Source organism: Synechocystis sp. PCC 6803 substr. PCC-P (assembly GCF_000284455.1).
Lineage (GTDB): Bacteria > Cyanobacteriota > Cyanobacteriia > Cyanobacteriales > Microcystaceae > Synechocystis.
The window spans coordinates 3,190,558-3,203,497 of record NC_017039.1; the positions used below are offsets into that span (position 1 = coordinate 3,190,558).

At 49.1% G+C, this 12,940-nt stretch carries 10 protein-coding genes; 5 read left to right on the plus strand and 5 right to left on the minus strand.

Annotated elements, in window-relative coordinates; genetic code table 11:
* The first annotated feature begins 52 nt into the window (after positions 1 to 52).
* The 4 genes from SYNPCCP_RS14830 (at position 53) to hemE (ending at position 7,054) form a co-directional block, all read left to right on the plus strand.
* Complete coding sequence (locus SYNPCCP_RS14830; RefSeq protein WP_014407154.1) at positions 53 to 1,171, plus strand: cell wall metabolism sensor histidine kinase WalK; 1,119 nt, start codon at positions 53 to 55, stop codon at positions 1,169 to 1,171.
* Positions 1,172 to 1,293: 122 nt separating this feature from the next.
* Positions 1,294 to 3,813: a transglycosylase SLT domain-containing protein gene (locus tag SYNPCCP_RS14835; RefSeq protein ID WP_223211304.1), complete on the plus strand. Its 2,520-nt coding sequence runs from the start codon at positions 1,294 to 1,296 to the stop codon at positions 3,811 to 3,813.
* 240 nt (positions 3,814 to 4,053) lie between these two features.
* Positions 4,054 to 5,895: a DUF5942 domain-containing protein gene (locus tag SYNPCCP_RS14840; RefSeq protein WP_010874047.1), complete on the plus strand. Its 1,842-nt coding sequence runs from the start codon at positions 4,054 to 4,056 to the stop codon at positions 5,893 to 5,895.
* 106 nt (positions 5,896 to 6,001) lie between these two features.
* Entirely contained in the window at positions 6,002 to 7,054 is a 1,053-nt protein-coding gene (gene hemE / locus SYNPCCP_RS14845) for a uroporphyrinogen decarboxylase (RefSeq protein ID WP_010874048.1), read from the plus strand.
* 146 nt (positions 7,055 to 7,200) lie between these two features.
* Here hemE and SYNPCCP_RS14850 read toward each other — a convergent pair whose 3' ends face one another.
* Both SYNPCCP_RS14850 and SYNPCCP_RS14855 read right to left on the minus strand, forming a co-directional pair.
* Positions 7,201 to 8,109 carry a DUF4922 domain-containing protein gene (locus SYNPCCP_RS14850; protein ID WP_010874049.1) on the minus strand — a complete coding sequence of 303 codons (909 nt, stop codon included), beginning with the start codon at positions 8,107 to 8,109 and terminating at the stop codon, positions 7,201 to 7,203.
* Between the two features lie 101 nt (positions 8,110 to 8,210).
* Positions 8,211 to 8,723 (minus strand): hypothetical protein, encoded by a 513-nt coding sequence (locus SYNPCCP_RS14855; protein ID WP_010874050.1) that lies wholly within the window; start codon positions 8,721 to 8,723, stop codon positions 8,211 to 8,213.
* Between the two features lie 235 nt (positions 8,724 to 8,958).
* Between SYNPCCP_RS14855 and SYNPCCP_RS14860 the strand changes: the two genes are divergently transcribed.
* Positions 8,959 to 9,960, plus strand: coding sequence for an adenosine kinase (locus tag SYNPCCP_RS14860; protein WP_010874051.1), 1,002 nt, complete (start codon positions 8,959 to 8,961; stop codon positions 9,958 to 9,960).
* Between the two features lie 9 nt (positions 9,961 to 9,969).
* Here the strand turns inward: SYNPCCP_RS14860 and corA are convergent, their stop codons facing one another.
* From corA to cdaA, 3 genes are all read right to left on the minus strand, one after another.
* Complete coding sequence (corA, locus tag SYNPCCP_RS14865) at positions 9,970 to 11,133, minus strand: magnesium/cobalt transporter CorA (protein ID WP_010874052.1); 1,164 nt, start codon at positions 11,131 to 11,133, stop codon at positions 9,970 to 9,972.
* A gap of 131 nt (positions 11,134 to 11,264) precedes the next feature.
* Entirely contained in the window at positions 11,265 to 12,014 is a 750-nt protein-coding gene (gene uppS / locus SYNPCCP_RS14870) for a polyprenyl diphosphate synthase (protein WP_010874053.1), read from the minus strand.
* Positions 12,011 to 12,922, minus strand: coding sequence for a diadenylate cyclase CdaA (gene cdaA / locus SYNPCCP_RS14875; protein ID WP_010874054.1), 912 nt, complete (start codon positions 12,920 to 12,922; stop codon positions 12,011 to 12,013). Before cdaA ends, uppS begins: the two co-directional genes overlap by 4 nt.
* Positions 12,923 to 12,940: the final 18 nt, after the last annotated feature.

Here is a 12,940-nt window from a genome sequence, read left to right on the forward strand (position 1 = left end):
CCTGAATGATCCCCCATTGTGGGCACTCCTTAGATCCGCCAACCTCAATCCTATGGCTAAACTCAGTCTTGGTTCCCGTCTTTTCCTTTCCCATATGCTGGTGATGCTAGTCGGGTTGGGCAGTTTCGTTTCCCTGGCCAAAATATCTTCCCCCCGCATGTTTGTTCTGCGCCTAGAGGAGTTGGAAAGTCAGGGATTTATAACTGTTCGTTCCGCCAAAACCTATCTGATCCGGGGTTTTGAAACCGCCTGGAATCGCAGTTCCCTCTGGGCAATTATCTTTGGGGCCAGCGCCGCTGGAGGGTTAAGCTTCCTAGCCGCAGACCGGATTATGCAACCCCTCGATCGCCTAAAGTTAGCCACGAAAAATTTGGCAGAGGGCGATTTACAATCCCGGATGCCCCCCAGTGACATTCCTGAATTGGAGGAGTTGGGCCAAAGTTTTAATCGCATGGCGGATAGCTTGGAAAATGTGGAACAACAACGGCGGGAACTGGTGAGTGACCTGACCCACGAATTACGTTCCCCTTTAACGGTGGTGCGGGGCTATTTGGAACAATTGGCGGAGGGCACCATTGCCGGAGATCCGGAACTATACCAACGACTGGTGGGGGAAACCCGCAGGTTGGAACGGCTAACGGTGGATTTACAAGAACTGTCCAAGGTGGAAGCGGGTTATTTATCTATCCAACGGCAACCCCTAGACCTTTATCCCCTGTTGGCAAAATTACAACAACGGTTTGCGGATCAGTTATTGGAAGATGGCCCGGAATTAATCCTCGCTGTCCAACCTCCTCTCCCAACGGTATTGGCGGATCCGGACCGCGCTGAGCAAATTTTGGTCAATTTAATTGGCAATGCGGTGCGTTATACCCCCAGCGGTGCCATTACCATCGACGCCTATCTTTGTACGAATAGGAAAGATATGGAAAAGGAAAATTTACTCTGGGTGACTGTTACTGATACGGGCATTGGCATCGCAGAGGGGGATTTACCCTACGTGTTTGAGCGATTTTGGCGGGCTGATAAATCCCGTTCCCGTTATTCCGGCGGCACGGGTTTGGGGCTGGCGATCGCCAAACGGTTGGTGGAATTGCAGGGGGGCAGTTTGACTGTCACGAGTACCCTGGGCCAAGGTAGTGAGTTTAGGTTTTCCCTACCATTGGTCTGAAGGCTGATCGCCCCTGGGAAAATGTTTGTAACACTTTCAGCCAGAATAATCCCCGCTTACCTTCCCCAGTCAAACCCAGACAAAGATAAGGTAGAGTTGTGGTTTGGCATTATTCCAACATTATGCACAAGAAATCAAAGGCCCAATTGCAGGATTATTTCAAGGATTTAACCGCAATAGGGAATGCTTCATCGGAGCAGATGGAGGCCAACCGGGATGGCATCCAGGGGGAAACGGAGGAAAATATTAATCCTCCCCCGCAAAATCCGAAAAAAAGGCTATCTTTACCGAATTTATCTAGTCCGTCCTTGGCAGCAGAGGCGGAAAACCTAGAAAGTGCAGGGCAACCTGGGTCAGACTACTTATCTAATTCATTCGGCCAAGCTAATAAAGCCAATGTTGCCGTTGCGCCGGTAAATTCAGATTACATTGCCCCAGAGAAATTGGAAGATCAACCCGGGGATTTTTTCGGCGGTAAACGCTGGTTCTGGTTGGGAGGGATTTTAGTGCTGTTGGTGGGGGGCACGGCCCTGACTCTGCCCAAGGCTTTGGAAATGGTGAACGGTTGGCGACAGGAAGCCCAACTCAAAGCTTACGAGCAGGAACAACACCAAGATTCCGAGGTGCTCAGGCTGGCTCTATTGCCCCCAGATCAAAGACGGAGTAAGTTGGAGGCGATCGCCAACCAAGAAGTATTATCCCTGGAAAGAAGTCGGGCTAGGTTTTTGCTAGCAGGGGATTTGTTGGCGGAATTTGAGGGAGGGCCGGCGCTCCGAGTATTAGAAGGATTGGAAGTGCAATATCCAGTGTTAGCGCCCTACATTTTGCTGATGCGGGGCCGGGGCTATCAATTGAGCAACGAAAATGACCAAGCGGAAGCTACTTGGCAAGACATTTTAGACCAATATCCCGATTCCCCTGTGGTAGTCAATGCCCTGGAAAATTTGGGCAGTTTGGATGAAACCTATTGGCAACAGGCGATCGCCGACCATCCGGGCCATCCCCGCACCTTGGCTATTCTCCACCAGCAGTTGGAAAGTGAACCTAATGCTCTAGAAATCCAACGGCAAATTTTGCAAAATCATCCCACCGATGGCCGCACTGCTGCTGTGATTAATTCCCTCACAGCCAATCGCCAAGGAGAGTTAACCCCTGAGGATTGGCAGGCCATGGGGGACAACTTTTGGCACCGCCGCATCTATAACCAGGCGATCGCCCCTTATGAAAAGGCTCCCAGCAATGCCCGTAATCTTTATCGTTTAGCCAGGGCCCAACAGATTAGCAAACTAGATAATGAAGCAAAGGAAAATTATCGCCAATTAATTGCCACCTACCCCGACAGCGAAGAAACCGCTTTAGCCCTGCGACGTTTAGCGGAATTGGTCCCCCCCAGGGAAGGGGTGCAATATTTACAGCAGTTAGAGCAACAATTTCCTGACCAAGGGGCCTCTGCCTTGGCGGCCCGCATAGATCTGCTGGCGAAATTTGATGCTAACCAAGCCCAACAGGCCCGGCAAGCTCTCCTGCAAAAGTACCCCAATTCCGATGCTGCGGCTGATTACCGTTGGCGTCAGGCCCAGGAGTTTGCTAAAGCCGGCAATTACACTGAAGCTTGGCGCTGGGCCAAGGAAATTGCCAATCAAAATCCCCAGAGTGACGTTACCCCCAAAGCGATTTTTTGGATCGGGAAATGGGCCCAACAACTAGGGCGATCGGCTGATTCCAAGGCCGCTTTTGAAACAGTCTTGGCTAAATATCCCCAGTCCTACTACGCTTGGCGATCGGCGGTATTACTGGGTTGGCAGGTGGGGGACTTTAACTCGGTGCGTTTCCTCAACCCCCCGGTGACGGTGCCGGATCAGCGCCCCTTACCCCCGGCCGGTTCCCCCACCTTTCGGGAGTTGTATCGTCTTGCCCAGGATCAAGAGGCGATCGAACTTTTCAATGCGGAAGTTCGGGCCCGGGCAGAAGGGGAAGCCACACCGGAGCTAACGGTAAATGAAGGTTTTACAGAAGCTTTACTCAAGCTGACCCAACAGGAGTATTTACAGGGCATCAACCAAGTCCTGAACTTGCGCAATCCTGAAGACCCGGAACAGAGAAAACAATGGGAAGAACTACGGAGTACCAGGGATTATTGGCAAACCCTCTTTCCTTTTCCCTACCAACAATTAATTTTTGAATGGTCGGAAAAACGTCAGGTCAATCCATTTTTGGTCACTGCCTTAATTCGTCAGGAATCCCGCTTTGAGAAGAATATCCAGTCTCCCGTGGGAGCAACGGGGTTGATGCAGATAATGCCCGCCACAGCAGAATGGATTGCGCCCCAAATTGGTCTGAAGGAATATTCCCTCACCGATCCCACCGATAACGTCAATATGGGCACTTGGTATTTTGACCATACCCATAAAACCTATAACAACAATTCTGCCCTGGCGGTGGCTAGCTACAATGCCGGGCCGGGCAATGTGGCCAAATGGTTACAGGAATTTAACAACGCTGACCCTGATCTATTTGTGGAACGCATTCCCTTTGCGGAAACGAAAGGTTATGTGGAGTCTGTCTTTGGTAATTATTGGAATTATCTACGCATTTATGACCCCGATGTGGAAAAACTGATGGGGCAGGTAGGGAAGAATTAATCTCGTTTTTATTTAACTCAGAGCCTTGGCACCGGGAATCTCGGGCAAGTTTTATGCCGCCGACGTTAGCTTGGGGATCGCAGCAAAAATCTTCTTTGGCAACACCAAAATAGCCAATCTCCCTTATTCGTCCATTAGAATTGCAATTAGTCAGGCACTCGGGCCAGGTTTTATCCATCCCTCAAGGTGTGATTTACTGATTTCCGCCCGGAAAAATGGGTCCCGTTCCCCGCATTTACTATGATCAAACGTTTTTTCCTCACCATTCTGTTCTTTGCTGGTCTGTGGTTTGCCCTCAATCTCTATCTCCAACACCATGGTTTGGCCCACCGTGGTAATTACGACAGCTTGATCATTAACTTCAGAAACGATATCCCCACCCAGACCCTGACGGCGGATATCCAAGCCATCGATGGCAAGTTAGAAAAAACGGTGGATTTTAATAGTATTTTCTCGATCAAAGATTATGTTTACACCGTTAAAGGCGATGGGGAAGATTTAAAACGGCTGCGGCGATCGCCTTTGATGAAGGAGGTGGACTACGTTGAACCCAACTATGTTTACCAAGCCCTAGAAGTGCCCAACGATCCTGAATACAGTAAGCAATGGAATCTCCGGGCGATCGCCATGGAATCGGCCTGGGATGGTAGTAAGGGGGAAGGGGTAACGGTTGCGGTGATTGATACCGGAGTAACCAGGGTTCCAGATTTACGACAAACCCAATTTGTCACTGGCTATAACTTTGTGGACGATAATCGTGACACCACCGACTACAACGGCCATGGCACCCATGTGGCGGGAACCATTGCCCAGGCCACTAACAACGAATATGGGGTAGCAGGTATTGCCCCCAAGGCTAAAATTATGCCCCTAAAAGTGCTGGGGGACAACGGTGGCGGTACCGTGGCGGACATTGCCGAAGCCATTATCTATGCGGCAGATAATGGGGCCAGCGTGATCAATATGAGCTTGGGGGGCGGCGGTGAAAGTAAAACCCTGGCCGATGCTATTGACTACGCCTACAGCAAAGGGGTGGTAATTATTGCGGCGGCGGGTAATGAAGGACAAAATGCCGCGGCCTATCCCGGTCGGTACCCGAAGGTAATCAGCGTGGCTGCCACCGATGCCACGGGTAATAAGGCGGACTATTCCAATTACGGTGCAGGGGTGGACATAGCTGCTCCTGGGGGTAGCACCGACGGCAAAGACGGCAAAATTCTCCAAGAAACCATTGACCCAGATACCAGGGAACCAGTATTGATGGGTTTTCAGGGCACTAGCATGGCGGCTCCCCATGTGGCCGGCACAGCCGCTTTGATCCAATCGGTGCAACTGCAACAGGCAAAAGTTGGTTTATCGACAAGGGCGGCAGAAAATTTAACCATAGCCGAAGTGTCGGAACCAGAAATGGTATTAAAAATTCTCAAAGCCTCTGCCCGCTCTGTGCCCAACGATAGTCTGAATTACTACGGTGCTGGCCATGTCAACGCCGGGGAAGCCGTCAAACAGGCCCAACAAGGAGAGATTTCCTTCCGGGATTTCATGCGTTGGTTGCGGGATAACGGTTATCTCAATCCCATCTTTTGGTTCGACGGGGGAGCCGTAGCGTTCCTACCCAAATTAGCCATGGTGTTGGGGTCATACCTGTTGGTGTTACTGTTGCGGATCTATCTACCGTTGCAATTTACCTGGCCGTTCAACTGGGGATTAATTTTCGGTAGCTCGGGCTTATTCTTTCTACAGGGTCTATACATTTTTGACTTGCCCCAATGGCCCTTCCGCGCCATGGGTAGTTCTTTACCGGAGTTGGGTAACAGTCTCCCTGGCACAGGTTTGTTAAATCCTTTTTTTGCCAGCGCCCTCATTCCCATTGTCTTACTACTACTGCTCCTGGGCAACCCCAGTGGGAAACAGTGGTCTTTGGGAGTTTGTTTTGGGGTCACTGTTTTTCTTTTAATCTCCGCTTTTCTGGGCACTCCCCTTTGGCTCATTGGCACCGGCTCCACGGCGATCGCCTTTTTGGTGGTTAACGCCCTAATCTGCTTGGGTCTTGGGTCTTTGGCCGCTAAGGGAGAACATTAGTCTGATAAAGACTAAATCCCCTGATCCTCAAGGATTGGGGGCACCGGGGGAAATGATAAGCTAGCAAAGGCGTAATTTTACAAAAAAAATTTATCTAGGAGTAATAATGACAGAAGCAAATGATTTGCCCTACCTTCTGCGGGTAGCCAGGGGCGAAGTGGTTAAACGTCCCCCCGTGTGGATGATGCGCCAAGCCGGCCGTTATATGAAAGTTTATCGAGATCTGCGGGATAAATATCCGAGTTTCCGGGAGCGGTCGGAAAACCCAGACTTGGCCATCGAAATTTCCCTCCAGCCCTGGCAAGCGTTCCAACCCGATGGGGTGATCATGTTTTCGGACATTTTAACTCCTCTGCCCGGTATTGGCATTCCCTTCGACATCATCGAAAGTAAAGGGCCCATCATCGACCCTCCCATCCGTACCCAAGCCCAGGTGGATCAACTCCATGCCCTAGATCCGGAATCAAGTCTGCCCTTCATCAAAACTATTTTGGGAACGCTACGGAAAGAAGTAGGCAACCAATCCACTGTGTTGGGTTTTGTGGGTGCTCCCTGGACCCTAGCGGCCTATGCCATTGAAGGGAAAAGCTCCAAAGATTATAAAGTAATTAAGCAAATGGCCTTTTCTGAACCGGCCATTCTCCACAGTTTCCTCGATAAAATTGCCGAGGCGATCGCCGTTTATGTCCGTTACCAAATCGACTGTGGTGCCCAAGTGGTGCAATTATTCGATTCTTGGGCCGGCCAATTAAGCCCCCAAGATTACGACACCTTTGCCCTGCCCTACCAGCAAAAAGTGGTCAAACTGGTCAAAGAAATCCATCCCGATACACCGTTAATTCTTTACATCAGCGGCAGTGCCGGAATTTTGGAACGCATGGGTAAATCCGGGGTGGACATTGTCAGTGTGGACTGGACGGTGGACATGGCCGACGCCCGCCAACGCCTGGGCAAAGAGATGAAAGTCCAAGGCAATATGGACCCCGGCGTACTATTTGGTTCCCAGGACTTCATCAAAGAACGGATTTTAGACACGGTGCGGAAAGCAGGGCAGGGGGGGCATATTTTCAACCTCGGCCACGGTGTTTTGGTGGGCACCCCGGAAGATAACGTCCGCTTCTTCTTTGAAACAGCTAAGCAAGTGGATCAATTACTGTAAGAGCTTGTTGGAAAAGTTTTATTCTGCCCCCTAAATCTCCTCAGTAACGCTCCGGCAATACTGAGAAACTTTGAATGCGTCCCCCCAAACTTGGGGACCAGGGGGCTTTTTAAACACACTCTAACCTAGGGAAAAACTTTGGGAAACTATTGCGCTATCCCTACTTTTTGCAATAGTTGCCACGGCCCCAATTGTTGTAAAAGTTCTAACTGTTGTTGATTTCTCACCAATAAGCCACCGGCAAAACCTAGGGCATTAACTTCAATGTCTTGGTAGGATTCCTGGGAACGGGGCACGATCGCCAAAAACTCCCTGGTCATTAGTAAATTATAGGGATGGGGCTTTGCTCCCCCTGCAGTTTGTAATCCCAATTGCTGCAACAGATCCTGATAAATCTGATAACAAATTTTACCTCCATCAGCATCGTTAATCACATCCATGGTTAAGGGGGCGATCGCCGTTTTAAAAGGCAGATTTTTTGCCTGAATAAAATGATCAGCCAGGGGGAATTTTTGACCATTTTCCACTAAGGGAAAGGGTATCCATTGTAAATGGCGGTGGGGTTGGCTGGCCCCTGCTTTGGGACCGCTGTTATAAAATACTAAACCTTCTTTTTCTTCTAAAACTTGTACTGCCACTCCAAAATCCCCCAAGGTCAAAGGACTTTGTTGATCTTCAAACTCCCGGGTGACAATTAATAAATGTTGGTCCACTACCTTAAATTTATTCAGCAATCCCAAATGGGTTGGGGAAAAATGCCCCACAAATAGATCGGCGTCGTAGGGTAAAAAAGGATTAATTTTCTGGCGATGTTGGTGTTCGGTAATGATTTTTTTGCGATGAATTTGGGTCAAAATCCGCACCACAAAGTTTATTTCTCCCACCTCCAGGGTCGTTACCGCCGTAGTGATGGGTTGGAGGGCACCGGTTTTGAGAGCATGGTCACTCTGGGCCAGTAAACGAGGCCACAATTGACCGGGTAGGAGATAGGATTCAGCCATGGTGAGGGCAAACAGGTAACTACGTTCTTGGCACCGGGCAACAACATTACCCATTAAAGCAACCCCTGATTATGTCCACCGAAAATACGGCCAGGGGCTGGGTTTTACTTGAGCCGTCCCTTGATCCTACACCGAGGGGTGGAGAGCACTACCCGTCAAATAATTTGCAAGGATTGCTCATCTTCCCAAATGCGAGAATCCACATTCAATTGGCTCAATTTGGTCCGGCCCAGATCGGCCCAGAAATTACGGTGGCGGCGATCGCCTAGGTAAACATGGTCCTCATCTTTGGCTTTGCTACAGGCTTCCACCAAGAAATAGGCTAATTGCTTGGCTGTAATATCAGAACCACTAATTTGAAAGTGAAACAATAAATCCCGCCGTTGGGGCGCAGAGCCCTGGGCATAGAGCATCGTGAAATCGTGACTAGCATGATGATCAAACATTTTCGGTCTGGGCATGGACTGGTTGCCAAAACTTTCCGTATCTGTGCCCTTAAGCTGGGAAACTAACAGTAAATGCCTTAGGTTAGGAGTGGCAGCAAGGACACCAGAATAGTACAAAATTAAAGGGGCAGTTAAATTTTGAGAAGCTTTGAAATTCCAATTGGCTTTATCGAGGGGAAAATAGGCTAAAAATTGATTCCATTCCGACATAGATGTGGGCATATTGTCACCAAAAATTACACTCAAACCTCGATTAACTATTGTTTATTTTAGCAATCCTCTCGTCATCGCTACTAATTAATGCCAGTGCTAATTAAGCAGTGATATTGCTATTATTTTGGCGCAAACTGACCATAATAAACGTCGTTTCCATCCGGTAAATTAATCTAACCATTGTCAGTCAAGCCATTCTGCCCTAGGATAACATTCGTTATAAAGTGGAATCCGTGAGGTTGCAATGGGTCACAAATACGATGTCTATGGCATGGGAAATGCCCTGGTGGATATGGAATTTGAGGTTACCCCAGAGCAGTTGGCCAGCCTAGGCATTGATAAAGGGGTGATGACCTTGGTGGAAGAGGCCAGGGAAAATGAATTAATTGCCCAATTGGCCCAACAGCGTGGCAAGCAAAGCAGTGGCGGATCAGCGGCCAATACTCTGGTGTCCCTGGCCCAACTGGGGGGTACGGGTTTTTATGCCTGCAAAGTGGGTAAGGATGAAGCGGGAGCCTTTTACCTCCAGGATTTGAACGATTGCGGCCTCGATACCAATCCCCACCATGAAACCGCTGGCGAAGGCATTACGGGCAAATGCTTAGTGTTTGTCACCCCCGATGCTGACCGCACCATGAATGCTTTTTTGGGCATTAGTGGCAGTTTGTCCGTAACCGAAATGGATTGGTCTGCTTTAAAACAGTCCCAATACCTTTACCTGGAAGGCTATCTGGTCACTTCCCCCAGTGCCAAAGCGGCCTGCATTGAAGCCAAGGCGATCGCCGAACAATCCGGGGTGAAAACCTGTCTATCCCTATCCGATCCCAACATGGCCAAATTTTTTCAAGACGGTTTAAAGGAAATGCTGGGGTCAGGGGTAGATCTACTATTCGCCAATGAAGCGGAAGCCCTGGAAATGGCCGGTACTTCAGACCTCAACCAGGCGATCGCCTACTGTAAAAGTATTGCCAAAAACTTTGCCCTGACCAGGGGCGGAGCAGGCTCACTAATTTTTGATGGTGAGAATTTATTGACCATTGGCACCCCCAAAGTCCAACCCATCGATACGGTGGGAGCGGGGGATATGTACGCTGGGGGATTTTTATATGGCCTAACCCATGGCATGGACTATGAAAAAGCTGGGCAATTGGCTTCGGAAACAGCCGCCAAAGTAGTTACCTGTTATGGTCCCCGCCTAGACACAGAAATTCTGCAAGAGATTTTACAGTCTGTTCAAGCAGTTTAGAACAAAAAGCTACTTTTCTCCCAAATCATAGGAGGGACTAAGCCAGCCCTTACGCCAGAAGAAATAGAGGGATCCTCCGGCAATTAAGAGCATCACTATCCAAGTAATATAGTAGCCCCAGCGGCTGTTTAGTTCTGGCATTTCTTTGAAGTTCATACCGTAAACCCCGGCAATAAAAGTTAGGGGAATAAAAATGGTAGAAATGACGGTCAAAAATTTCATTACTTCATTCATTTTATTGCTCATGGCAGTCATATAAACCTCCATTAAACTAGAAGCTAATTCCCGGTAAGCTTCGATAATATCTAACACCTGAATAATGTGATCGTAGCAATCTCGAAAGTAAATTCTTACGTCTGCTGTTACGATGGAATTGGTGGTGTCCCGCAGCAGCACATTCATCACATGGCGCAGGGGCCAAATCAACCTTCTCAGGGCTAAAAGTTCCCGGCGAATATGGTAAATTTCCTCCATTAATGAGCTGTTGGGATTACGAATAATGGTGTCTTCTAGGGCTTCAATGCGTTCTTCATAATCTTCCAAGAGGGGAAAATATTCATCAATTAACATATCAATTAACAAATAGCAAAGATAATCCGCTCCTTGTTGGCAAACTTTACCTTGATTGGTGCGAATTCTTTCCCTTAGGGGATTAAAACAATCAATAATGTGCCCTTCCTGGAAAGTTAATAGGTAACGTTTGCCCAACACAAAACTAACCTGCTCACTTTCAAAGCCATCTTCTTCCCGATTAGGACGCACCCGATGGGCAATAACCATCACATGGTCGTTATAATCTTCTACCTTTGCTCGCTGGGGGACGTTAACAATATCTTCTAAAAGTAGGGGGTGTAATTTAAAAATTTCCCCCACTTCCTTAAGCACTTCTTCACTGCCTAAACCTTCAATATCCATCCAAGAAACAGTATTTGTACCTAAATAAGGTCTCAGGGCATTGGGACTAATATCCGACTTTCGCACGGCATGGCTGGGGCTATAATCCACCAACACAATGCGGGAAGGGGGCGCATCGGGTTCAATGCTGAGGGTACCCGGTTCACTACCCGGCTCGTCATAGAAGTAGTCAAAATAATCTTCTTCTTCCTCTTCTTCTTGGGGATGACGCAGTTGGCGCAGGAGAAAATCCTCAATGCCGGGTTGGGTTTGGGGCATGGCAAAGGCTCAAGAAAACTAGTTGATTTTATCGCAGGCGGTTTAAAGTTTGTTTAACCTTTACACTTTACGATTTTGGCCGGCCTGATGGGCCAGTGGAACCAGTCAAATTTAATTTCTGGGCAGTGAATCTAAACCTTACCAAAGCGACGGTGTCTTTGTTGATAGTCTCGTAGGGCTAAATGGAATGCTTGGCGATCGAAGTCGGGCCAGAGGGTGGAGGTGACGTAAATTTCGGCGTAGGCCATTTGCCAGAGCAAAAAGTTGCTGATTCTCAATTCTCCACTGGTGCGGATAAGCAGGTCGGGATGGGATAAACCTTCGGTATAGAGATATTTTTCCACCACCCCTTCATCAATGGTTTCTGGGTCTAATTTCCCCGATTGTACTTCCCTGGCGATCGCCTGGCAGACATGGACAATTTCTTGGCGGCCGCCGTAGTTGGTGGCCACAGTGAAGCGGATCCCCGTATTGTTTTTGGTATCTTCCATGGAGCGGGCAATTTCATCCTGGAGGGAACGGGGCAGGGAAGTCAGATTACCGACAAAACGAATGCGGACGTTTTCCGCCATCATTTCCTTTAATTCCCGCCGTAGCACCCGCTCAAACAGGGTCATCAAAAATTCCACTTCTTCCAGGGGACGGCCCCAATTTTCGGTAGAAAAAGCATAGGCCGTCAGGGCCGCAATGCCCCAATCATCGCAACAACGCAACAAATTTTTTAGGGAGTCCACCCCCCGTTGATGGCCCATAATCCTTGGCATACCCCTTTGTTTTGCCCAGCGGCCATTCCCATCCATGATGACCGCCACATGTTGGGGTAACCGTTGCTGGTCCAAATCCGGCGGTAATGTTTCTAAGATGACAGGTTTAATAGTCATTTTTTGTCGTTTTGGGCAGTTGAGGAAGGCAGCCAAAGCAAACGCCTGAGTATTCCCCAACTTTGGTTACTCAGGCTACGGCTCAGGCGGCTAAGTTGGGGGGTAACGGACTCCCGCTCCGTGGGGGGGGCATATTCAGTTTCTAGCAATTCCTTTAGTTTACTGCTAGTGAGGGGACGGTTGAGATTTCCCCCCTGGGCCAGGGTAATGGAGCCGGTTTCCTCGGAAACGACAATACAAAGACAATTTTCACTTTTTTCGGTAATGCCCATGGCGGCCCGGTGCCTGGTGCCCAACTGGCGGGATGCACTGCGTTCTGAGAGGGGCAAAATAACCCCGGCGGCTACTAAGCGGGAGCCCCTGATAAAAATGGCCCCATCGTGGAGCAAGGTTTTGGGCTGGAAAATGGTTTGTAACAATTCCTTCGACAGCTTACTGTCAATGGCGACTCCCCGATTGAGGAAAATACGGCTGTCTAGAATGCCCTGGGCTTCCATCACCATGAGGGCGCCAATCCGATTTTGGGACAGTTCCTTGACCGCATCGACAATTTCGTCAATGGCATCGGTGCTGGGGGGGCTAGAACTACGCCGCCGCAGTAATTCTAAAAATCTCCCCTGGCCAAGCAGTTCTAAAAATCGCCTCAGTTCTGCCTGGAAGATCACTGCCAAGGCCACTGCTGTACCCAAGACAAATTTTTCCAGCACAAATTTCAACAATTCTAAATGCAGGCGATCGCTCACCAGTTGAGCCACCATCAACACCAACAGTCCCCGCATAATCCACAGGATTTGATTTTCGCCAAAGACCCGGCTTAGTAGGTAAAACAAACCGATGACTAAACCAAGATCGAGGGCGCCATGGAAAAAGGGGAGCAGGGAAGTAAGATCCGGGGGAAAGCCCGACATGGGTAAGGGGAGATGGTC